The following is a 21,532-nucleotide window of genomic DNA, read 5'->3' as shown; positions in this document are numbered from 1 at the left end:
TTAACGTTCGCCGGGTAAGCACCGCCGCGGGGCCCGACACCCGCGCCGCCATCCCGGAAGCGAGGTGTGGAGCGCGTGCACGCGAGGTGCGGGGGCCGACCGGATGCGGGGAACCCCGGCGAGGGGCGACGCCCCCGAGGGGCGCGACGGCGCCGGGCGCGGACACGGGTGCTGGTCGCGCTGACGCTGATGGCGTCCACGCTCGCCGCCTGTGGCGGTGGCCAGGAGGGCTCCGGCCGGCCCACCCTCAACTGGTACAACTTCCCCGACGACTCCGGCGCCCTGCAGAAGGCCGCCGACCGGTGCAGCCGGGCATCGGGCGGCCGCTACCGGATCAGCTACAACAAGCTGCCACGAGGCGCCGACGGCCAGCGCCAGCAACTGGTGCGCAGGCTCGCCGCGGAGGACGAATCCATCGACATCATGGGCCTCGACGTCACCTGGGCCGCGGAGTTCGCCGAGGCCCGCTGGGTCCGGGAGTGGACCGGCGAGACGAAACGGCGGGCCACCGAGGGCACGCTGCGCGTCCCGCTGCGGACCGCCACCTGGAAGGACAAGCTGTACGCCGTCCCGTACAACACCAACACCCAGCTCCTGTGGTACCGCGAGGACCTGGTGCCCACCCCGCCGAGGACCTGGTCCGAGATGCTGGACATGTCCCGCGAGCTCGCCCGGCAGGGGAAGCCCCACTACGTGGAGATCCAGGGCGCCCAGTACGAGGGCCTGACGGTCTGGTTCAACACGCTGGTCAACAGCGCGGGTGGTTCCCTCCTCGACCCGAGCGCCACCGCGCCGTCCCTCGGCCCGCCGGCCGTCCGGGCCGCCTCCCTCATGCACGACCTCGCCAACTCGCCGGCCGCGGACCCCTCCCTGCCGAACCAGATGGAGGACCAGAACCGCCTCGCCATGGAATCGGGGGTGGCGGCGTTCGAACTCAACTACCCGTTCGTCCATCCGTCGATGGAGGCGAACAACCCGCAGCTGTTCAAGAACTTCCGCTGGGCGCCCTACCCGCGCGTCGACGCCGACCGCCCCGCCCGGACCACCATCGGCGGCATCGACCTCGCCGTCAGTGCCTACTCCCGCCACCCCGACCTCGCCTTCGAGGCGGCCCTGTGCCTGCGCGACCGGGAGAACCAGCTCACCGCCGCGCTCGACGGCGGGCTGCCGCCCACCCTGCGCGAACTGTACGACGACCCCGCCTTCATGAAGGCGTATCCGTTCTCCGAAGAAGTGCTGGCCGCTCTGGAGGCGGCGAGCGTGCGGCCGGTCACTCCCGCCTACCAGAACGTGTCGATCGCCGTCTCCCACACGCTGTCCCCGCCGTCCGCCATCAAGCCGGAGAGCTCGGTCGCCACCATCAGGGACCAGATCGACGATGCTCTGCGATCCGAGGGTGTGATCCCGTGAGCCACCGCCTCCCGGACAAGGGCGGGAAAGCACTCTCGGCCGGCGCCAAGCAGGAACGGCGCCTCGGCTGGCTGCTGTGCGCGCCGGCCGTCATCGTCATGACCGCCGTGACCGCCTACCCCATCGGATACGCCGTCTACCTCTCCCTCCAGCGCTACGACCTGCGCTTCCCGGCCCGGGCCGAGTTCGTGGGCCTGAGCAACTACGGGGCGGTGCTGTCCTCCCCGTTCTGGTGGGACGCGTTCTGGGTGACGCTGTTCATCACCGCCGTGTCCGTGGCCGTCGAACTCGTCCTCGGCATGGCACTCGCCCTGGTGATGCACCGCACGCTGTTCTGGCGCGGCACGGTGCGCACCGCGGTCCTCGTCCCGTACGGCATCGTCACCGTGGTCGCCGCCTTCTCCTGGCAGTACGCCTGGACCCCCGAGCTCGGCTACCTCGCCGAACTGCTGCCCAGTGGAGAGGCCCCGCTCACCGAGCAGTGGCCCGCGCTGTGGCTGATCATCCTCGCCGAGGTGTGGAAGACCACCCCGTTCATGGCGCTGCTGCTGCTCGCCGGCCTCGCGCTGGTCCCCGAGGAGACCCTGAAGGCGGCCATGGTGGACGGCGCCTCCCCCTGGCAACGGTTCACCAGGGTGGTACTGCCGCTGATGAAGCCGGCCATCCTCGTCGCGCTGCTCTTCCGCACGCTGGACGCCTTCCGGATCTTCGACAACATCTACGTCCTGACCTCGGGCGCCCACGGCACCGGCTCCCTGTCGATCCTGGGCTACAGCAACCTGTTCACCGCGCTGAACCTGGGCGTCGGATCGGCGATCTCGGTCCTGATCTTCCTCTGTGTCGGGATCATCGCCTTCACCTTCGTCAAGCTGTTCGGCGCCGCCGCACCCGGCGCGGAGGTGAAGCGCTGATGGCCGCAGCAGGCAGGACGCACGCCACCCGCTGGGGTGTCGTCAACGTCGTGGTGGTGCTGTACGCCCTGTTCCCGGTGTGGTGGATCGCCGCGCTGTCGTTCAAGGACCCCAGCACCCTCTCCGACGGCAACTACGTCCCCCGGGACTGGACCTGGGAGAACTACCGGGGCATCTTCGAGACCTCCCAGTTCACCCGGGCACTGATCAACTCGATCGGCATCGCGCTGATCGCCACGGTGATCGCGGTGATCCTGGGCACCATGGCCGCCTACGCCGTGGCCCGGCTGCGGTTTCCCGGCAAGCAGCTGCTCATCGGGATGTCGCTGCTGATCGCCATGTTCCCACCGATCTCCCTGGTGTCGCCGCTGTTCGACATCGAGCGGGTCATCGGGATCTTCGACACCTGGCTCGGGCTCATCATCCCGTACATGACCTTCTCGCTGCCGCTGGCGATCTACACCCTGTCGGCGTTCTTCCGGGAGATCCCGTGGGACCTGGAGAAGGCCGCCAAGGTGGACGGCGCCACGCCCGCGCAGGCATTCCGGCTGGTCATCGTGCCGCTGGCCGCACCGGGCGTGTTCACCACCGCCATCCTCGTGTTCATCTTCTGCTGGAACGACTTCCTGTTCGCGATCTCGCTGACCTCCACCGAGTCCGCGCGGACGGTGCCCGCCGCGATCGCGTTCTTCACCGGCAGCTCGCAGTTCCAGCAGCCCACCGGGTCGATCGCCGCCGCCGCCGTGGTGATCACCGTCCCGATCATCGTTTTCGTCCTGTTCTTCCAGCGGCGGATCGTGGCCGGACTGACCTCCGGGGCGGTCAAGGGGTGACCGGGCCGCATCGGTCCACCCCGCACCACACCCGGACCCGGCCGTCATGAAGGCAAGGAGGCACCACCCATGGCCGAGATCGTCCTCGAGGGAGTCACCAAGCGTTTTCCCGACGGGTCCGTCGCCGTGAAGGACGTGGATCTCGACATCGCCGACGGCGAGTTCGTGATCCTGGTCGGCCCGTCCGGGTGCGGCAAGTCCACCACCCTGAACATGATCGCCGGACTCGAGGACATCACCGAGGGCACCCTGCGCATCGGCGGCGAGGTCGTCAACGACCTCGCGCCCAAGGAGCGTGACGTCGCCATGGTGTTCCAGAGCTACGCCCTGTATCCGCACATGAGCGTGCGCGAGAACATGGGCTTCCCGCTGCGCCTGGCGAAGGTGGACAAGACCACCATCGACAGCAAGGTCGAGGAGGCCGCGCGGGTCCTCGACCTGAGCGAGTTCCTCGACCGCAAGCCCGCCAACCTCTCCGGCGGCCAACGTCAGCGGGTGGCGATGGGACGGGCCATCGTCCGCGACCCCAAGGCGTTCCTGATGGACGAGCCGCTGTCCAACCTCGACGCCAAGCTGCGGGTGCAGATGCGCACCCAGATCTCCCGGCTGCAACGCCGCCTGGGCACCACCACCGTCTACGTCACCCACGACCAGACCGAGGCGATGACCCTCGGCGACCGGGTCGTGGTCATGCGGCAGGGCCTGATCCAGCAGATCGGCACGCCCGCACAGCTCTACGACCTGCCGCGCAACCTCTTCGTCGCGGGCTTCATCGGCTCCCCGGCGATGAACTTCGTCGGCGCCGCCCTGGAGGCCGGTGTGCTGCGCTCACCGCTGGGCGACCTGCCGCTCCACGACCGTACGCGCCAGGCGCTGGAACGGCGGAACGCGCCGCGCGACGTCATCGTCGGGCTGCGTCCCGAGGCCTTCGAGGACGCGGCCCTGGCCCGCGAGTCGGGCGGCCCCGTCGTCACGGCCACCGTGGACGTGCTGGAGTCGCTCGGCTCCGACGTGTACGTCTACTTCAACGCCGAGGGCGGACCGGTGACGACCGCCGAACTGGAGGAACTCGCCACCGACTCCGGTCTGCGCGACACCGGCGCGGGCGCCACGCAGCAGATCGTGGCCCGGCTGAACGCCGCCACCCGCGCCCGTGAGGGAACACCCGTGGAACTCCGGGTCGACATGGGCAAGGCGCATGTCTTCGACCCCTCGACCGGGGCGAACCTCACCCATCCGGAGCGCCGGGACGCCACCTGATCCCGCTCGCGCCGTTCCCGCCGGGTCAGCTCACGCAGCCCGCGTGGGCCAGCGCCTGCTTCAGCAGCACGCCGTGCCCGCCCGGCATCTCGCTCTGCACGGCCTCCGACAGGGCCTCCTGCGGGCTGAACCACACCAGGTCGAGGGCGTCCTGCCGGGGCCGGCAGTCACCCGTCACCGGCACGATGTAGGCGAGGGACACCGCGTGCTGACGCGGGTCGTGGTACGGCGTGACGCCGTGCGTGGGGAAGTACTCCGCGACCGTGAACGGCTGGAGCGATGCCGGGATCCGGGGCAGCGCCACCGGGCCGAGGTCCTTCTCCAGGTGGCGCAGCAGTGCGTCGCGGACCCGCTCGTGGTGCAGCACCCGGCCGGAGACCAGCGTCCGGCTGACCGTGCCGTCGGGCCCTATACGCAGCAGCAGGCCGACGCTGGTGACTTCGCCGCTGTCGTCGACCCGGACGGGGACGGACTCGACGTACAGGATCGGCATGCGGGCACGTGTCATCTCCAGTTCGTCGGAGGACAGCCATCCCGGCGTGGTTTCGGTCGTGTCAGACATCGCTTGATCATACTTTCAACGGGTCGGGCTTACGGGGTGCCAGCCGCTCCGCGGCGGTGTGTCCTCCTCGAAGGGCTCGGCCGGATCGGATCGACGGTCGCGTCAGGGTTTCACGGCCACCGCGCCGTACTGCGGTACGACGACCGTGGCGTCCGCCCCGGCACGCCACTGCGAGCAGGACACCAGGCCGGGCTCGACAAGATTCAGCCCCTCGAAGAACGCGGCGATGTCCTCGGCGCTGCGGGCGGTGATCGGGGGAGTGGCGTTCTCGTTCCAGAACTCCATCGCGGGGATCTGGTTCTCGCCGCCCACCTCGGCGTCGGAGGTGGGGTGGGTGAGCACGAGGAAACTGCCGGAGGGGACGGCGGCCATGATCCGCCGTACGATCTCGCGGGCCTCGTCGGTGTCGAGGACGAAGTTGAGGATGCCCAGCATCATCACCGCGACCGGACGGTCGAAGTCGAGTGTGACGGCGGCCCGCTCGAGGATGGCGTCCGGGTCGTGCACGTCGGCGTAGATGTAGGCGGTTGCGCCGTCGTGGCTGCCGGTGAGCAGGGTCCGGGCGTGGACCAGCACGATCGGGTCGTTGTCGACGTAGACGATCCGGGCGTCGGGCGTGATCCGCTGCGCGATCTCGTGGGTGTTGTCCGCGGTCGGCAGTCCAGTGCCGACGTCGAGGAACTGCCGCACCCCGCGCTCACCGGTCAGGTACGCGACGGCCCGGCCCAGGAACTCCCGGTCCGCGCGGGCGATGTCCCGGATGACCGGGATGATCGAGGCGACATGGTCACCGACCCGCTGGTCGACCTCGTAGTCGTCCTTGCCGCCGATCCAGTGGTTCCACACGCGCGCGTTGTGCGCGACAGAGGTGTCCAGCCGCGCCGGGACCCTCGGCGGGGTGTGACTCTCACCCACGTCTCTCGCCCTCCCTCGCTCCCACGACCGGATCCGGCCGTCGCGGTCATTGTGCCGCGCGATGATCACCTTGTCCCGGGAAACGGGAGAGCGGGACAGGGGAGCGGGAGCAGGAGGGGTCAGGGGAGTGGAAGAGAGAGTGGAGCGGGGGCGCCACGTGCGTCCGTCAGGAGCCGGCCGGGGCGTTCTCCGCCTCGAACATCCAGCGCAGCTTCTCCAGTTCGGCGGTGAGGGAGATCAGCAGATCCTGGGTGATCGGGTCCGCCTTCTCGGTGGCGTCGACGCGCTCGCGCAACCGTACGATCGCGGTCCCCAGCGCCTCGGCCATCACCCGCACGGCGTCCTCGTCCCGCAGCCAGCCCTCATCGGGGGCGGGTAGTGAGAAGACCTTGGCGATGGTCTCCGGACGGCCGTCCGGCGGCACGCCGAGCGTCGCGGAGCGCTCCGCGACCGTGTCGGCGCCGGTGCGCGTGACCGAGACCACCTCGTCCAGCTGGAGGTGGACCGAACGGAACCGCGGGCCCACGACGTTCCAGTGCGCCTGCTTGCCGATCAGGGAGAGGCCGAGGAGATCCACCAGGGTGCTCTGGAGTGCCTCACAGGCGATTCGGCGGTCCTCGTCGGGCAACGTGCTCCGCACAACGGTCATGGGGTGGGGGTTCCCTTCTCGTTCTTGTCCTTCTCGTCCGTCCGCCGTCTGTTGCGGTGTCTGTCGCGGCTGACGGCTTCCGACCGCGCGAGTGCCCTGGGCGCTCCGGCGCAAACACGGCGACCCCCGCGGCGCGCGCACGATCCGGCGGGTGGGCGCGCCCTTTCCGACGGGCAGCTCGGCCGGGGCCGAACGACACTGATCCGCGGGCGCTGACGGCAGGGCCATCAGGCGAGACGGTGCTTACCGCGCTCATCAGGTGGACATAGCATCGGTCCCCGCAATGAACACGATGACGCTCTGGGACCTCAACGGCTGGCAATTCGCCGCCCTCGCCTTCGCGGCCCTGCTCGTGGGCTTCTCCAAGACCGCTGTGAGCGGGGCCAACACGGTCAGCCTCGCCATCTTCGCGGCGATGCTGCCCGCGCGCGCCTCCACCGGCGTACTGCTGCCCATCCTGATCGCCGGGGACGTGCTCGCCGTCCTCACCTACCGGCGGCACGCCCACTGGCCCACGCTGTGGCGGCTGTTCCCGGCGGTCGCGGCGGGCGTCGTGGTCGGCACCGTCTTCCTGACGTGGGCGGACGACGAGGCCGTACGGACGTCGATCGGGGCGATCCTGCTGCTGATGGCCGGGGTGACGGTGTGGCGGCGGCGAGCCGCGAAGGGGGACGAGGCCAGGGACGAACCCGACGCCGTCACCTCCCGGGCCGGCAAGGCCAAGGCGCGTTCGTACGGCGTCCTCGGCGGTTTCACCACCATGGTCGCCAACGCGGGCGGACCGGTGATGTCCCTGTACCTGCTCTCCGCGGGCTTCCGGAAGCTGGGCTTCCTGGGGACGTCGGCCTTCTTCTTCCTGATCGTCAACACGTCCAAGGTGCCGTTCAGCGTGGGCCTCGGACTGATCAACGCGGAGTCGCTGCTGCTCGACGCGGCGCTCGTACTGTTCGTCGTGCCCGGCGCGTTCCTCGGCAAATGGGCCGTGGGCCGGATCAACCAGCAGCTCTTCGAGCGGCTGGTGATCGCGGCGACGGTGGTGGGCGGCGTGCAACTGCTGGTGCGCTGAGCAGGGAGCAGGGAGCAGGGCGTCGGGTGCGGGAAGCCGGGTGCCGGTGGGTGCGGTGTGCGCCGGACCTACCGTGAGCCGAGAGAGGGCTCCTTGCCCTGCGTCTGCGGGACGTCGTGGTGCCGGAATCGGCTGGGGGCCGCCGTACGGCCGACCGTCGCCGCCAGTTTGCGCAGCCGCCGCCAGTCCAGGCGCGGTGGCGGCGGCGTGACGCCGGGCCGCTTGCGGGGGACGCGGACACGGAGCGCGCCGGGTGCGATACGGCAGTGGACGGGAGCCGGCAGCACCAGGGCCTCCCCGTCGACCCCGGCCTCTATCTCCGCGCGGTCCCCCTCGATGACGACCTCGGGGGCGGTCAGGATGGTGAGTCCGCCCGGCGCGGGATCCAGCAGCAGCGAGGCGGCGTGAACCGCGCCCTCCACCTTGACGCCGAGGACACCGAGGACACCCGAGTCGAGCCGGTCCCGCCGGCCCAGACCGAAGGGGTCATCGGTGCGGTAGGGGTTGTTGCTGACCAGCACCGCCTGCGGGGCGTCGAGTGTCGTGTCGCCGACGCGGGCGACCAGCCGGGGACCCTGCTGCCCGGTGAGCAGGTCGGGCAGCAGCTCCAGACTGGTGCCGATCTTGTCGCCCCGGTAGGCCGGGCTCTGCACGATCGACGCGTACGCGCCGAAGGACGCGTTGTTCACGAAGGGCTGGTCACCGGCGAAACCGAGATCGACGCGCAGCTCCACCCCGTCGCTGAGCGCGTCGAGGCAGGCGGCCGGATCACCGCGGTCCAGGCCCAGGTCCAGGGCGAAGTGGTTGCGCGTCCCGGCGCTGATGACCAGGAAAGGGATGTCGTGCTCGGCGGCCACGGCCGCGACCAGCGCCTGCGTGCCGTCACCGCCGGCGGCGCCCAGCAGATCGGCGCCGTCCGCGACGGCCTCCCGGGCCAGAGCGGTCACGTCGTTCGGCCCCTCCGGATCGAGCAGGACGACCCGGGCACCCAGGCGCTCCGCCTTCTCCCGCAGGCCGAACCGGCCCACCTTTCCGCCGCCCGACCGGGGATTCATGATGAGCACCGGCCGCCGGGGCGGCGGTGCCCGCCGCTCTCCCAGCCGCTCGCTCCCCGTCCCCCGCAGCGCGTACCGGCCGCTCCACACGGCCAGCCCCCACAGGGCCAGTGACAGCGGCAGCACCCAGAACAGGGTGACGGCGAACAGCGTGACGACAGCCGCGGGCACACACAGCGCCACCAGCCCGGCAACCCAGCGCAGCGGACCCCGCAGGGTCAGCGTCCACCACAGGGCCGCGGCGCTCACGGCGAGGCCCGCCGCGCCGCAGAGCAGCAGCGCGAGCCCCCGCAGACCCCCGTAGAGGAGCGGGAACAGCACCGCGAGCGTGGCCGCGGCCAGCGCCACCCGCGCGGACCACCGCTGGATCCGGTAGGCCCGCCTGCTCAAGTCCACGGCCATGACTCCTCCAGTCCCCGGCGTCATCGTAAGACGTACGGGGCCACGGACGTTGCCGACACCCGAGTCCTGGTCACAGCGCGTGTCCGACATTCGTGGGCCTGCCCCATGGGCGCCCCTCCGATGCCCCTTCCGGGCCCGCCCCGGCACCTCCGGCGGCCGGACTCGTACGCTCGGCGTCATGTCTGCGCACGTCCTGGTCCTCGGCGGCACCACCGAGGCACGCGAACTCGCCGCCGAGCTGACCGCCCGTCCCGGAGTGCGGGTGACCACCTCCCTCGCCGGACGGGTGGCACGGCCCGGAGCGGTCGCGGGCGGGATGCGCGTCGGCGGCTTCGGCGGGGCGCGGGGGCTCGCCGACTGGCTCCGCGACCAGGGCGTGACGGCCCTGGTCGACGCCACGCACCCGTTCGCCGAGCGGATCACGGCGAACGCGGCACGGGCCGCGACCGCGACCGGCGTGCCCCTGGTCGTGCTGCGTCGCCCCGGCTGGCAGCCCGGACCGGGCGACCGCTGGCACCCGGCCCCCTCGCTGGACGCCGCCGCCGAACTACTGCCCCGGCTCGGACAGAGAGCCTTCCTCACCACCGGCCGCCTGGGCCTCGCCGCCTTCGCCCGGCTGACCCGGCTCCACTTCACGCTCCGGTCGGTGGAGCCCCCCGAGCCGCCCGTGCCGCCGCACATGCGCGTCCTGCTGGCCCGTGGACCGTTCACCGTGGCCGACGAGACGGCCCTGCTGCGCGAGCACCGCATCGACGTACTGGTGACCAAGGACAGCGGGGGATCGGCGACGTCCGCCAAACTCACGGCGGCCCGCGACCTCGGCCTGCCGGTCGTGGTCGTACGCCGCCCACCACTGCCGGAGGACGTCAGCCCGGTGCCCGACGTGGCGAGCGCCCTGGAACGCCTGGGATCCTTCTGACGCGACATCCGGCGCGACAGGTCTCAGGCGGCTCAGCCGTCCCCGAGGTTCCGCCGCAGCAGATAGGTGTCCATGATCCAGCCCTTGCGCTCGCGAGCCTCCGCGCGCAGCCGCTCGATCCGGGGAGCGGCCTCGGCGAGCGGGCCGGAGACGAGGATCTCGTCCGGGGTGCCTATGTAGGCGCCCCAGTAGATGTCGACGTCCTGGCCGGCGTACTGCCGGAAGGTCTGGTGGGCGTCCAGCATCACGACGACGTCGTCCACCCCCTCGGGGAAGCCTTCCGCGAGCCGCCGGCCCGTGGTGATCTGGACCGGCCGGGCGACCCGGTTGAGCCCCGTGCGGTGCCGGGCGACGAGCGCCGAGACACTGCTGATCCCCGGCACGACGTCGTACTCGAAGGCGACCCCGCCCCGCGCCAGCACCTCCTCGAGGATGCCCAGCGTGCTGTCGTACAGCGACGGGTCCCCCCACACCAGGAACGCGCCCACCTCGCCCTCGCCCAGCTCCTCGGCGATCAGCCGCTCGTAGATGTCCGCGCGGGCGCTGCGCCAGTCACCGACGGCGGGGGAGTAGGCCGCCCCGCCGGCCCTCCGGTCCCGCTCCGGGTCGCGCGCCTCGACCACGCGGTACGTCCGCTCCGGCAGGTGTGCGTCGAGCATGTCCCGGCGGAGCCCGGTCAGGTCCGCCTTCACCTCGCCCTTGTCGAGGAGGAAGAACACGTCCGTGCCGCGCAACGCCTTGACCGCCTGCAGGGTCAGTTGGTCGGGGTCGCCCGCGCCGATACCGATGACATGGATTTTTCGCACGCCCCGAGTCTGCCGCACCCCACTGACACTCCGCGCACCGCGTCCGGGACTACCCTCGCCGGGACGTGTCCCGCAGCCGTGGCGCCCGCGCCCCGGCGTCCACGGGAACGCCCTCCCCCCGCTCCACTTCCGCCGCCAGCTCCCGGGCCCAGGCCACGACCCCGCCGAGATCGATCCCGTGCGGACGCGCGGACCCGGCACCCGCGGCCCACTCCTCCGCCGCGCCCGCACCGCGCCGCAGCAGCCGGGCCCCGCCGGTGACGTTCCCGCGCGCCGCGTGGGTGAGCCCCACGGCGAGCTGGGCGAGCCCCCGCCACAGCTCCCGCTCCTCCTCGGGCCCCGACTTCCAGGCGTCCTCGAACACCTCGTGCGCGTGGAACGGCTTCCCCTCGTCCAGCAGCCGCTGCGCCTCGGCGACGCTCTCCTCCGGCGGCCGGACGACCCCCTCGGGCTGCCGGGGCACACCCTCCGCGCCGTACGGCAGCGGCCGCCCCAGCCCGTCCCGCGGCCGGGCGTTGCGCGCCCGCCCCTCACCGTCCCGGTCCCGCACACCCTCCGGCCGGCGCGGGGCGGTGCTGTCCATGTCCGAGGAGGTGCTGTCCGTGTCCCGGGAGGTGCTGTCCATGCTGCCCATACGTCGATTGTCCCGCGCCCGGACCGTCTTCGGCGCAGCCAGGGACGTGGGGTAAAGTACTGTCCGCGCGATCACGCGGTTCACCGCACGTGAGCGCACCGGGACGTGGCGCAGCTTGGTAGCGCACTTGACTGGGGGTCAAGGGGTCGCAGGTTCAAATCCTGTCGTCCCGACTTGAGGGAGTCGCAGATCAGGGGCGGTTTCGGAGTAATCCGGAACCGCCCCTTGGTCGTTTTTGCGGACCAGTGCTCCTCCAGTGCGCGGCGCGCACGCAACGGACGGAGGGAATGCTCCCCGGCGCAGTGGCACGGCAGGCGCGCGCTTCAGGGCCGGCCCTTCCCGACGTGGCCCAGTCACCGCCAGGAGAAGCTGCCCGGATTTAATCCGGGGGAGTCACGAGTGCTCCGCGTCGTTCTCGCGGCGGTCTGCCGCGACAAGGAGCGACTGACGGATGATGGTTCGGAGCTGATCCACCTCTATGAGGAAGGTGAGTTGGGCGCGCAGTCCCTCGTCGAGATCGTCGGGGAAGGGCGTCTTCTCTGTGAGCAGGCACCGGCGTCCACCACCCATGCGCTCATCGTGGCACGCATGGCCGCAGCTCACAGGTGAGGGAGCAGGGCCGGCACCCTCCCTCCTCCTATCCGAAGCGCCGTCATTTCTCGGGCGGTCAGCGTCGGGGTGAAGACCTCGTGGCCGGCTTTCCGCAGCGCGGCGGACACGGGCCCGCAGGTACCAGCCGCCGTGCCAGGCCCCATGGACGCATACGTACGTCGTCATCGCGCCGCTCGCTGCGCGTGTTCCCGCCAGGCGGCGACCTTGGCTCCCGCGGCGTCGGTGGACAGGCCGAGCTGCTCGCACATCTGATGGAAGTCGAAGAAGAACCGCTCGTGGGCGATCAGCCCGTCCCGCACAGTCCAGTGGCAAGCAAACGGCAGCGCATAGGCTTTGCCGGTGGGGTCGATCCCGGCCAGCGGCCCCGCCATGGTCGCCCGGATCGTTCCGGAGCCGACCACCAGACCGCTCATCCCGTGCAGGTACCCCAACTCGACGTCGTAGTCGGGAAACGCACGCAGGAAGCCGGCGAACTGCCGTGCGGCTTCCTCGGTGCCCCGCGCGACGGCCTGAAAGGGGATCGTTTCGAAGACGACGTCGGGGTGACAGCTCTTCAGCGCCGCCGGGATGTCGGCGCGGCTCTTGGCCGTCGCGTAGGCCCGTACGACATCAACCGGTGATGTGTGCCTCTCCCGCACTTATTCCTCCAGGAAGTTCGGTGTTCACGTGGGACGGAGCCTGGTCGCCGGCCTGCTCAGACCGGTTCGGCGACATTGAGCACGACCTTGCCGGTGGTGCGGCCCTGGGCTATCAGGTGGTGTGCCTCCGCGGCCCGGGCCAGCGGGAACTCTTTGTCGATGTGCACTTTGAGCCGCCCCTTTCGGACGAGGTCGGTGAGCGCCTCGAGGCCCACGGCGTCGGGGTCGACGAGGTATCCGCGGGCGCGCACGCCAAGCTCGGCGGCGCGCTCGTGCAGTCCGGGGGTCCAGGCAGCCTGCCCGCTGACGAGGATCCCGCCCGGCCGTAGGCATTCGAGCGCCTTGAGTCCGGGCCGACCACCGAACATCTGGATGACGACGTCCACGTCACGTACTGCGGCAGACACATCTGCGGTGGTGTAGTCGACCGTCGTGTCGGCTCCCAGGCCGACCAGGAATGCGTGCTTGGCCGCGCGGGCGGTGCCGATGACATGGGCGCCGCGGGCCTTGGCGACCTGGACGGCCAAGTGGCCCACGCCGCCCGCCGCCCCCGCGATGAGGACCCGCTGCCCCGGTTCGACACGGGCGACCTCGGTGAGCATCTGCCACGCCGTCAGTCCGGCCAGGGGTAGCGCAGCAGCCTCGGCGAAGCTCAGCCCGTCCGGCATACGAGCGAAGTGGCGGGCCGGCGCGGTGGTGTACTCGGCGTAGCCGCCGGCCGCCCGCGGGAACCACGGCATACCCAGTACATGGTCGCCGACCTGGAAACGGGTTGTCCCGTAGCCGACTTCCTCCACCACTCCGGCGACATCCCAGCCGTTGATGAACGGCAGGTCCAGTACGCGGTTGTAGGCGACGCCCTGGCGCGTATAGACATCCACCGGGTTGACCCCGGCCGCGACCACCTTGACCAGTACTTCGCCGAACACCGGCTCGGGCATTTCCTTCTCGACCAGCGCCATGGTCTCGGCGCCACCCCATTCAGCCTGCTGCATCGCGCGCATGCTCGAACCACTCGCCCCTCTGTGCACGGACTACCCGGTGCCCCGAACATACATACCGACAGTGTGTATGTAAATTGGATGGAGGTGGCGAGGTCTGTGCGGGGACCTACTCATCCTTGTGCGCGCAGCCCGGCGCCGCACGACCGGCCGCTCCGGCGAGCAGCAGATCCAACTGCGTCAGCGTGTCCCGCAGCGCGGCGCGCTGGTCCTCTGCGTGTGCGACGTCCAGGGCGCTCTCGCAGATCGCGCCGTACAGCAGTGAAGTGAGCGGGGCCAAGGGGCGGGCGGGGATGCAGCCCGCCTCGACGGCGACGGCCAGCCCGCTCCGCATCTGCTCCTTGCAACCGGCCTGGATGTCCCGCATGGCGTTCCAGTCGAGCGCACCCGGCGCTTCGACCAGGGTGATCTTGCGTACGGCGGGCTCGAGGGAGGCCTCAAGGAGGGCCTTGCACCCCGCGAACATCCCGTCCCACGCATCCCGCTGCGTCCAAAACGCCCGCCGGACGACAGCCGCCAGCTCCTTCTGTTCCACCGCGTAGACCTCGCGGAAGATCTGCTCCTTGTTGCTGAAGTGGTGATAGAACGCGCCTCGCGTCACCCCGGCCCGGTCGCAGATCGCACCGAGCGAGGTGGCCGCGAACCCGTGAGTGACGAAGAGCTCGCGAGCGGTCGAGAGCAGTGCGTCCGTGGTTGCCCTGGTACGTTCCTGCTGGCTCCGGCGTGAGCTCGCCTTCGTGGCCACTTTTTTCATCCCCTCTCGATCTGCCCCCTCGCAGAAACATACATAGTGCATGTGTTTCGACCGGCGACGCCCAGGAATCCGGCGGCCGAGGCGCTTGCGACGTGGTGGCCGTGCCCCGTGGCCTGCTCAACGGCTGACGCGGTTCCCCGCGGGTACGGATCTCCTTCTGTAGAGGCCGATCGTGGACTCCCTCAGCGCGTTGTCGGAGGCGTCGCTGATCGAGCCGACCGAGGGTATGGTGCCGGCCTGGTCGAGGTGGGTGGCCAGGGCGAAGGAGAGGTAGTGGCTTCCGGCGACGCTCTCCTGAACGTCAACCCCTCCGGACTGACTGTTCGGGGTGCTGTCTTGTTTGATCAGGTAGTAAGCCTCGCGGGCGACGTACCGTTTGAGGCACCGGATGATCTCCGTCTTCGACTTGCCTTTGCTGCGTTCGAGGAGATGGCCCGGTGGATTGAAGGGCACGGGACGTACTGATCGCCGCGTCCTGCCGCGTCGCCGAAATGTCTGTACTCCTCTTCCACTGCGGGCGTCGCTCCCGGAGGCGCTGTCTCGCCGGTCGTGGCGGCGTACGGTGGCAGCGTGACAAACGAAGCCCCGGAGCGGGCCTTCGCCGCTGATCCGCCTTTCGCTCGTGGCCGCGCCGCGTGGCCGTCTGTGCGTGATCCCGGATGGGCGTGGAGGAGAGAAGCGGGCATGACCACTCTGTATGTGTCCTCCTTGCGCGTGTCCTCCCACCCGGCGGGGTGCCGATGACCGCCGGGATCGACAGCCCCGACCGCCGGGGCCGCACCGGACTCGACCGGGCCGGCCGGGATCTGACCGGAAACCCGCGGGTGAAGGTGCGGGACGTGCGGCTGCTGTCCAGCCACTGGTACGTCGAGCGCACGACGACCTTCGACTTCCAGCGCGCCGACGGGACCTGGAGCACCCAGGAACGTGAGACGCACGACCGCGGCAACGGCGCCACGATGCTCCTGTACGACACCGAACGGGAAACCGTGCTGCTCACCCGCCAGTTCCGTTTCCCGGTGTACGTCAACGGCCACCCCGACGGCATGCTGATCGAGACACCGGGCGGCCTGCTCGACGACGAGGAGGAACACCCGGAGATCGCCATGCGCCGTGAGGTGGTGGAGGAGACCGGGCACACCATCGGAGTCGTCCGGCACGTCTTCGACGTCTACATGAGCCCTGGTTCGGTCACCGAACGCGTCAGCTTCTACGCCGCCGCCTACGGAGCCTCGACCCGGACCCACGCGGGCGGAGGGCTGGACGAGGAGGGCGAGGACATCGAGATCCTCGAACTGCCTTTCCGCCGGGCCCTGGAGATGATCCGCACCGGTGAGATCAACGACGCCAAGACCATCATGCTACTTCAATGGGCCGCGCTGGACGGGCCGTTCGCCCGCTGAACCCCAACGCGCCGTTGTGTGGCGGGTGGAGTGGGTCCGCGCCCTTGCGGCAGCGGCCGGGCTGCCCGGCTACGAGGTGCTCCAGTACCCGCACAGCCATCTGCGTCCCCGCACCGACGTGCCGGAGGACCTCTTCCCCGACGGCAGCCTCGGCCACGAGCTGCCGATCGTCCCGTTGACCGGGGTGCCCTCGACGGCCCAGCTGGAGGAGAACCCGGCGGCGGTGGACCTGGAGCTGACGGCGGAGCAGCGGGCCCGGCTGGACGGGGCGCACCGAGACGTCCGCGTCCGTCGGTGGGACCGTGGAAGGGACATCCGGACACCCGAAGGGAGTGCGGCCATGACCACCCACCCCGCCGCCCGCGCCATGCGGACGACCCCCGAAGGCCTGCTGTGGGAGCCCAGCGAGCGCTGGGTGCGCGGTACCGCGGGCGACGTCACCGTCGTCGACAGCCGCCACCCGATCCTCGTCTGGGAGCCCCGCCTGCCCGTCCCGCAGTACGCCTTCCCCCGCGAGGAGGTGCGCACGGACCTCCTCCGCCCCGCACAGGACCCGCCCACGGGCAAGCACACCGGCTCGACGGTCTTCTACGACCTCGAGGCGGGCGGCGGGGTGCGCCCGAATGCGGCCTGGACGTTCCCCGCGGACGACCTGGCCGGCCACCTCGCCTTCGAGTGGTTCCGGCGCACCGACACGGGACTCGACCACTGGTACGAGGAAGAGGAGGAGGTCTTCGTCCACCCCCGTGACCCGCACACACGGGTGGACGCCATGCCGAGCAGCCGCCACGTCCGGGTCGAGATCGACGGCACGGTCGTCGCCGACACCCGGTCCCCGGTCCTGCTGTTCGAGACCTCCCTGCCGATCCGCTACTACCTGCCGCGCCAGGACGTCCGCCTGGACCTCTTCGAGGTTACGGACCACAGCACCGACTGCCCGTACAAGGGCACGGCCGACCAGTACTGGTCCTGGCGCGGCGGGGGCGCCGTACCGCCGAACATCGTGTGGAGCTACCCCGATCCGCTGCCCGCCGTGGCCGCGGTCAGGGGCCGACTGGCCTTCTTCAACGAGGCGGTCGACCTCACCGTGGACGGTGAGCGCCTCCAGCGCCCGGTCACGCCCTTCAGCGCGAGCCTCAGGACCTGACCAGCAGCTGGAAGTCGAACGCGTACCGGGACGCGCGGTAGATGTGCCTGCCGAACTCCACGGGCCGCCCCGTGTCGTCGTAGGCCGTGCGCTGCATGGTGAGCAGGGCGGCGTCCTCCTTCTCGTCCAGGCGGGACGCCTCCTTGGGCGTGGCCGAGCGGGCGCCGACGGTCTGCCGGGCGCTGTGCAGGGTGATGCCGGCCGAGCGCATCATGCGGTACAGGCCGGTCGACTCCAGCCGGGCGTCGTCCAGTTCCAGCAGTCCCGACGGCAGGTAGTTGCACAGCAGGGCGACCGGCTGGCCGTGGGTACGGCGCAGACGTTCCAGCAGGACGACCTCGCCGCCCTCGGCCAGGCCGAGCGCGGCGGCCACCTCGGCGGGCGCCGGGACCGTCTCATGGCGTACGACCTGTGTGGTCGGGCCCTGTCCCGCCGCCTCCAGGTCGTCGTAGAGGCTGCTCAGTTCCAGTGGACGTCTGACCTGGCTGTGCACCACCTGGGTGCCCACCCCGCGCCGCCGGACCAGCAGCCCCTTGTCGACGAGGGACTGGATGGCCTGACGGACGGTGGGGCGGGACAGACCGAGGCGTACGGAGAGGTCGACCTCGTTGCCCAGGAGGTTGCCCGGGGCGAGGACGCCGCGTTCGATCGCCGCCTCCAGCTGCTGGGCGAGCTGGTGGTACAGCGGTATCGGACTGCCCCGGTCCAGGGCGAAGTCCAGTGTGCTGAGCGCGGGTTCGGTCCCGGCACGGGTCCGGTCACCGGTCTTCGCCATGGACGTGCCTTCCTGTCGAGGGGGCGGTCGGGGTGGGGCGGGGGCGGGAGCTGATCAGAGGTGGCGGCGGCGTGCGGAGACCCGGGCGTCGTACCGTTCGCGGGCCCGGACGGCGGCCTCGCGGGAGGCGACCTCGGCCACCGGCACGTCCCACCAGGCCTCGGCCGAAGGAGCGGTGGGGGCCGGGTCCGTCTCGACGTACACGCACGTCGGACGGTCGGCGGTACGGGCCCGGGCCAGGGCGTCCCGCAGCTCCCGCACCGTCTTGGCGCGCAGCACGTCCATGCCCAGGCTGGCGGCGTTCGCGGCCAGGTCGACGGGCAGCGGGGCGCCGGTGAAGGTGCCGTCCTCGGCCCGGTAGCGGTAGGCGGTGCCGAAGCGTTCGCCGCCGGTCTCCTCGGACAGGCCGCCGATGGAGGCGTATCCGTGGTTCTGGATCAGCACCATCTTGACGGGCAGCCGCTCCTGGACGGCCGTGACGATCTCCGTCGGCATCATCAGATACGTGCCGTCGCCCACCAGCGCCCAGACCGGTGTGCCGGGCGCGGCCTGCTGGACGCCGAGGGCGGCCGGGATCTCGTAGCCCATGCAGGAGTAGCCGTACTCCAGGTGGTACTGGCGCGGGCTGCGCGCACGCCACAGTTTGTGCAGGTCGCCGGGGAGCGAACCGGCCGCGTTGATGACCACGTCCGCGTCGCCCACGACCGCGTCGAGCGCGCCGAGCACCTGGGTCTGGGTCGGTACGGCGTTCTCGTCGTCGGCGCGGTAGGCCGTCTCGACGACCTGCTCCCAGTGCTCCTTGCCGGCGCGGTACTCCGCCTCGTACGCCGCGTCCACGCGGTGCCCGGCCAGCGCCCCGGCCAGCTGCTCGAGACCGGTGCGGGCGTCGCAGACCAGGGTGTGCGCCGCCAGCTTGTGGGCGTCGAAGCCGGTGATGTTGAGGTTGAGGAAGCGCACGTCGGGGTGGGCGAAGAGGGTGCAGGAGGCGGTGGTGAAGTCGGTGTAGCGGGTGCCGACGCCGATCACCAGGTCGGCGGTGCGGGCGAGGTCGTCGCTCACCGCGGTGCCGGTGTGGCCGATGCCGCCCAGGTCGGCCGGGTGGTCGTGGCGCAGGGAGCCCTTGCCGGCCTGCGTGGAGGCGACCGGGATGCCGGTGGCGTCGACGAGGGCCTTGAGCGCCGCCTCGGCCTCGCTGTGGTGGATGCCGCCGCCCGCGACGATCAGCGGGCGGCGGGCGGCCCGTACGGCGTTCACGGCCGCCGTCAGCTCGGCCGGGTCGGGCGCCGGACGCCGTACGGGCCAGACGCGGTCGGTGAAGAACTCCTGCGGCCAGTCGTACGCCTCGGCCTGCACGTCCTGCGGCAGTGCGAGGGTGACGGCGCCGGTCTCGGCCGGGTCGGCGAGCACCCGCATCGCGTTCAGCGCGGAGGCGATCAGCGCCTCGGGGCGGGTGATCCGGTCGAAGTAGCGCGAGACGGGGCGCAGGGTGTCGTTGACGGAGACGTCGGCCTCGACCGGGTGCTCCAGCTGCTGGAGCAGCGGGTCGGCGGCGCGCGAGGCGAAGTAGTCGCCGGGGAGCAGCAGCACGGGCAGCCGGTTGACGGTGGCGAGGGCGGCGCCGGTGACCAGGTTGGTGGCGCCGGGGCCGATCGAGGTCGTCACGGCCTGCGCCGAGAGCCGGTTGAGCTGGCGGGCGTGGGCGACGGCCGCGTGCACCATGGCCTGCTCGTTGCGCCCCTGGTGGTACGGCATGACGTCGGCGTACTCGACGAGTGCCTGCCCGACGCCCGCCACGTTGCCGTGGCCGAAGATGCCCCAGGTGCCCGCGATCAGCCGGTGCCGTGCGCCGTCCCGCTCGGTGTACTGGGCGGACAGGAACCGCATCAGGGCCTGGGCGGTCGTCAGTCGGCGGGTGGCGGCGCTCATGCGGACCTCTCGGGGGCGGTGTAGAGGGGGAGGCGGGGGTCGGCGGGCTGGTCCGGCCAGGTCGAGCGGATCCAGGCGTGGCCGGGGTGGTCGCAGATGAGCCAGGCGCGTTCGTCCTCGGGGCCCGCCATGACGTTGAGGTAGTACATGTGGTGGCCGGGCACGGCCATGGACGGCCCGTGCCAGCCGTCCGGGACGAGGACGACGTCACCGTCGCGCACCTCGGCGAGCACGTCCGTCTCGCGGCCCGGACCGGAGGGGGAGACCCGCTGGTAGCCGAGGCCGGGGGTGCCGTCGTGGTCCGCGAACTCGAAGTAGTAGATCTCCTCCAGTACGGACTCCTCGCCCGGCCGGTGCTCGTCGTGCTTGTGCGGCGGGAAGGACGACCAGTTGCCGCCCGGGGTGATGACCTCGACCGCGATCAGCTTGTCGCACTCGAACACCCCGGCCGCCCCGAAGTTGTTGACCTGGCGGGAGCAGTTGCCGGTGCCGCGCAGCTCCACCGGGACGGCGGAGGCAGGCCCGTAGCGGGCGGGCAGGCGTCGGGTGCAGCGGGCACCGGTGAGGGCGAACCGTCCGCCGGCGTCCGAGGTCACGGTCGCGCGGGCGTCGCGCGGCACATATGCGAAGTCGCTGACGCCGTCGAACACGCCGGTGCGGCCGGTCAGTTCGAACGCGTCGTGGCCGAAGTCGTCGGCGACGGCGACCGTGCAGCCGCCGCTGAGCGGCAGGACGATCCACTCGCTGTCGCCGGTGTCGAAGGTGTGGGTGCCGCCCGGCGGCAGTTCCAGCACCCGCAGGCCGGCGTGGCCCCAGCCTGCGGTCTCCGGGGCGATGTCGACGAGGTACGGGCCGGTCCGGGCGCTGCCCGCGGGCAGGTGAGGGGTCATGGCAGCCTTTCCGATCACAACAGCCTCTCCGATCACTACGGCTTTCCGGTCACTACGGCTTTCCGGTTACCACGGGCTTTCCGGTCACAACAGGCTCACGGCCGTGTCCACCGCTTCCTCCACACTCCCGCCGGCCGGGTAGAGCAGCGAGCGGCCGACGACCATGCCCTGCACGGAGGGCAGCCTCAGGGCCTTGCCCCACCGCTCGTACGCGGCCTCCTGGTCGCCGACCTCGCCGCCGAGCAGCACCACGGGCAGTGTGGAGCTCCGCAGGACCTCCGCCATGTCGCCGGCGTTCTCGGTGACGGGGAGTTTCAGCCATGTGTAGGCGGAGGTGCCGCCGAGGCCGGAGGCGATGGTGATGGAACGGATGACGGCCTCGGCCGACAGGTCGTTGCGGACCTTGCCGTCGACCCGGCGCGAGATGAACGGCTCCACGAACACCGGGAGACGGCGTTCGGCCATGGCGTCGACGGCGCGGGCGGTGGACTCCAGGGTGGTCAGGGAGCCCGGGTCGTCGTAGTCGATGCGGACCAGCAGCTTGCCCGCGTCGAAGCCGAACCGCTCGATGTCCTCGGGACGGTGGCCGGTGAAGCGGTCGTCCATCTCGAAGGCCGAACCGGCCAGCCCGCCGCGGTTCATCGACCCCATGACGACCTTGTTCTCCAACGCGCCGAGCAGCAGCAGGTCCTCCAGGACGTCGGCGGTGGCCAGTACCCCGTCGACGCCGGGCCGGGAGAGCGCGACGCAGAGACGTTCTAGCAGATCGGCGCGGTCGGCCATGGCCAGACGCCGGTCGCCGATGCCGAGCGCGCCCCGCGCGGGATGGTCGGCGGCCACGATCATGAGCCGTCCGCTGTCGCCGATCAGCGGACGGCGTGCCCGGCGGGCCGCCGCCTCGGCGACTGCCTCCGGGTTCCGGGCCCGGACCGCGGTGAGGTCGGAGATGCTGAGGTTCAAGGGA

The 21,532-nt window shown here is 71.1% G+C and carries 23 protein-coding genes and 1 tRNA gene; 9 read left to right on the top strand and 15 right to left on the bottom strand.

From position 1 onward, the window contains the following. Positions 1 to 189: 189 nt before the first annotated feature. The 4 genes from WJ438_RS05225 (at position 190) to WJ438_RS05210 (ending at position 4,414) form a co-directional block, all read left to right on the top strand. On the top strand, positions 190 to 1,410 hold the full coding sequence (locus tag WJ438_RS05225; protein WP_406729595.1) for an ABC transporter substrate-binding protein: 1,221 nt from the start codon (positions 190 to 192) through the stop codon (positions 1,408 to 1,410). Beyond that, positions 1,407 to 2,321: a carbohydrate ABC transporter permease gene (locus WJ438_RS05220; RefSeq protein ID WP_406724169.1), complete on the top strand. Its 915-nt coding sequence runs from the start codon at positions 1,407 to 1,409 to the stop codon at positions 2,319 to 2,321. Before WJ438_RS05225 ends, WJ438_RS05220 begins: the two co-directional genes overlap by 4 nt. Further along, positions 2,321 to 3,154, top strand: coding sequence for a carbohydrate ABC transporter permease (locus WJ438_RS05215; protein WP_406724168.1), 834 nt, complete (start codon positions 2,321 to 2,323; stop codon positions 3,152 to 3,154). Before WJ438_RS05220 ends, WJ438_RS05215 begins: the two co-directional genes overlap by 1 nt. A 69-nt stretch (positions 3,155 to 3,223) precedes the next feature. Further along, the gene (locus WJ438_RS05210; RefSeq protein ID WP_406724167.1) at positions 3,224 to 4,414 is read left to right on the top strand and encodes an ABC transporter ATP-binding protein; all 1,191 of its coding nucleotides are present in this window, start codon (positions 3,224 to 3,226) and stop codon (positions 4,412 to 4,414) included. 25 nt (positions 4,415 to 4,439) lie between these two features. On the opposite strand, the gene WJ438_RS05205 is transcribed toward WJ438_RS05210, so the two are convergent. The 3 genes from WJ438_RS05205 to WJ438_RS05195 all read right to left on the bottom strand — a co-directional run bounded on the left by WJ438_RS05205 (position 4,440) and on the right by WJ438_RS05195 (position 6,540). Continuing rightward, positions 4,440 to 4,976, bottom strand: a complete 537-nt coding sequence (locus tag WJ438_RS05205; RefSeq protein WP_406724166.1) for an NUDIX hydrolase family protein — start codon at positions 4,974 to 4,976, stop codon at positions 4,440 to 4,442. Between the two features lie 102 nt (positions 4,977 to 5,078). Further along, positions 5,079 to 5,891 carry an SAM-dependent methyltransferase gene (locus tag WJ438_RS05200; protein WP_406724165.1) on the bottom strand — a complete coding sequence of 271 codons (813 nt, stop codon included), beginning with the start codon at positions 5,889 to 5,891 and terminating at the stop codon, positions 5,079 to 5,081. 166 nt (positions 5,892 to 6,057) lie between these two features. Then, positions 6,058 to 6,540, bottom strand: a complete 483-nt coding sequence (locus tag WJ438_RS05195; RefSeq protein WP_406724164.1) for a Dps family protein — start codon at positions 6,538 to 6,540, stop codon at positions 6,058 to 6,060. 283 nt (positions 6,541 to 6,823) lie between these two features. Here WJ438_RS05195 and WJ438_RS05190 point away from each other — a divergent pair, with 283 nt between their 5' ends. Further along, the gene (locus WJ438_RS05190; protein WP_406724163.1) at positions 6,824 to 7,606 is read left to right on the top strand and encodes a sulfite exporter TauE/SafE family protein; all 783 of its coding nucleotides are present in this window, start codon (positions 6,824 to 6,826) and stop codon (positions 7,604 to 7,606) included. 68 nt (positions 7,607 to 7,674) lie between these two features. Here WJ438_RS05190 and WJ438_RS05185 read toward each other — a convergent pair whose 3' ends face one another. Next, positions 7,675 to 9,063, bottom strand: a complete 1,389-nt coding sequence (locus WJ438_RS05185; RefSeq protein ID WP_406724162.1) for a diacylglycerol/lipid kinase family protein — start codon at positions 9,061 to 9,063, stop codon at positions 7,675 to 7,677. 178 nt (positions 9,064 to 9,241) lie between these two features. Here WJ438_RS05185 and WJ438_RS05180 point away from each other — a divergent pair, with 178 nt between their 5' ends. Then, positions 9,242 to 9,982 carry a cobalt-precorrin-6A reductase gene (locus tag WJ438_RS05180; protein WP_406724161.1) on the top strand — a complete coding sequence of 247 codons (741 nt, stop codon included), beginning with the start codon at positions 9,242 to 9,244 and terminating at the stop codon, positions 9,980 to 9,982. Between the two features lie 32 nt (positions 9,983 to 10,014). On the opposite strand, the gene cobF is transcribed toward WJ438_RS05180, so the two are convergent. Together cobF and WJ438_RS05170 are read right to left on the bottom strand one after the other, a co-directional pair. Next, on the bottom strand, positions 10,015 to 10,788 hold the full coding sequence (gene cobF, locus WJ438_RS05175) for a precorrin-6A synthase (deacetylating) (RefSeq protein ID WP_406724160.1): 774 nt from the start codon (positions 10,786 to 10,788) through the stop codon (positions 10,015 to 10,017). Positions 10,789 to 10,837: 49 nt separating this feature from the next. Beyond that, positions 10,838 to 11,371 carry a DUF309 domain-containing protein gene (locus tag WJ438_RS05170; protein ID WP_406729594.1) on the bottom strand — a complete coding sequence of 178 codons (534 nt, stop codon included), beginning with the start codon at positions 11,369 to 11,371 and terminating at the stop codon, positions 10,838 to 10,840. Positions 11,372 to 11,521: 150 nt separating this feature from the next. On the opposite strand from WJ438_RS05170, the gene WJ438_RS05165 reads away from it, so the two are divergent. Further along, positions 11,522 to 11,595 (top strand) — tRNA-Pro (locus tag WJ438_RS05165). A gap of 220 nt (positions 11,596 to 11,815) precedes the next feature. On the opposite strand, the gene WJ438_RS05160 is transcribed toward WJ438_RS05165, so the two are convergent. The 5 genes from WJ438_RS05160 to WJ438_RS05140 all read right to left on the bottom strand — a co-directional run bounded on the left by WJ438_RS05160 (position 11,816) and on the right by WJ438_RS05140 (position 14,880). Beyond that, entirely contained in the window at positions 11,816 to 11,992 is a 177-nt protein-coding gene (locus WJ438_RS05160) for a hypothetical protein (RefSeq protein WP_406724159.1), read from the bottom strand. A 203-nt stretch (positions 11,993 to 12,195) separates the two neighbouring features. Then, positions 12,196 to 12,672, bottom strand: a complete 477-nt coding sequence (locus WJ438_RS05155) for an ester cyclase (RefSeq protein ID WP_406724158.1) — start codon at positions 12,670 to 12,672, stop codon at positions 12,196 to 12,198. Positions 12,673 to 12,728: 56 nt separating this feature from the next. Then, complete coding sequence (locus tag WJ438_RS05150; protein WP_406724157.1) at positions 12,729 to 13,667, bottom strand: NADP-dependent oxidoreductase; 939 nt, start codon at positions 13,665 to 13,667, stop codon at positions 12,729 to 12,731. A 115-nt stretch (positions 13,668 to 13,782) separates the two neighbouring features. Beyond that, positions 13,783 to 14,418, bottom strand: a complete 636-nt coding sequence (locus WJ438_RS05145; RefSeq protein WP_406724156.1) for a TetR/AcrR family transcriptional regulator — start codon at positions 14,416 to 14,418, stop codon at positions 13,783 to 13,785. A gap of 126 nt (positions 14,419 to 14,544) precedes the next feature. Further along, the gene (locus tag WJ438_RS05140) at positions 14,545 to 14,880 is read right to left on the bottom strand and encodes a hypothetical protein (RefSeq protein ID WP_406724155.1); all 336 of its coding nucleotides are present in this window, start codon (positions 14,878 to 14,880) and stop codon (positions 14,545 to 14,547) included. 287 nt (positions 14,881 to 15,167) lie between these two features. Here WJ438_RS05140 and WJ438_RS05135 point away from each other — a divergent pair, with 287 nt between their 5' ends. After that, positions 15,168 to 15,830, top strand: a complete 663-nt coding sequence (locus tag WJ438_RS05135) for an NUDIX domain-containing protein (protein ID WP_406724154.1) — start codon at positions 15,168 to 15,170, stop codon at positions 15,828 to 15,830. 340 nt (positions 15,831 to 16,170) lie between these two features. Continuing rightward, positions 16,171 to 16,977, top strand: coding sequence for a DUF427 domain-containing protein (locus tag WJ438_RS05130; RefSeq protein WP_406729593.1), 807 nt, complete (start codon positions 16,171 to 16,173; stop codon positions 16,975 to 16,977). On the opposite strand, the gene WJ438_RS05125 is transcribed toward WJ438_RS05130, so the two are convergent. The 4 genes from WJ438_RS05125 to WJ438_RS05110 all read right to left on the bottom strand — a co-directional run bounded on the left by WJ438_RS05125 (position 16,967) and on the right by WJ438_RS05110 (position 21,528). Continuing rightward, complete coding sequence (locus WJ438_RS05125; protein ID WP_406724153.1) at positions 16,967 to 17,752, bottom strand: GntR family transcriptional regulator; 786 nt, start codon at positions 17,750 to 17,752, stop codon at positions 16,967 to 16,969. The two genes, WJ438_RS05130 and WJ438_RS05125, sit on opposite strands and share 11 nt — an antisense overlap. A 54-nt stretch (positions 17,753 to 17,806) precedes the next feature. Then, complete coding sequence (gene iolD, locus WJ438_RS05120; protein WP_406724152.1) at positions 17,807 to 19,678, bottom strand: 3D-(3,5/4)-trihydroxycyclohexane-1,2-dione acylhydrolase (decyclizing); 1,872 nt, start codon at positions 19,676 to 19,678, stop codon at positions 17,807 to 17,809. Then, the gene (gene iolB / locus WJ438_RS05115; protein ID WP_406724151.1) at positions 19,675 to 20,568 is read right to left on the bottom strand and encodes a 5-deoxy-glucuronate isomerase; all 894 of its coding nucleotides are present in this window, start codon (positions 20,566 to 20,568) and stop codon (positions 19,675 to 19,677) included. The genes iolD and iolB overlap by 4 nt, the downstream gene beginning before the upstream one ends. A gap of 84 nt (positions 20,569 to 20,652) precedes the next feature. Continuing rightward, the gene (locus WJ438_RS05110) at positions 20,653 to 21,528 is read right to left on the bottom strand and encodes a deoxyribose-phosphate aldolase (protein ID WP_406724150.1); all 876 of its coding nucleotides are present in this window, start codon (positions 21,526 to 21,528) and stop codon (positions 20,653 to 20,655) included. Between the last annotated feature and the right edge of the window lie 4 nt (positions 21,529 to 21,532).

Origin of the sequence: Streptomyces sp. GD-15H (genome assembly GCF_045291515.1) — a bacterium.
Lineage (GTDB): Bacteria > Actinomycetota > Actinomycetes > Streptomycetales > Streptomycetaceae > Streptomyces.
The sequence above is the reverse complement of the archived record's forward strand: the minus strand, read 5'-3'. Positions and strand labels throughout refer to the sequence as shown.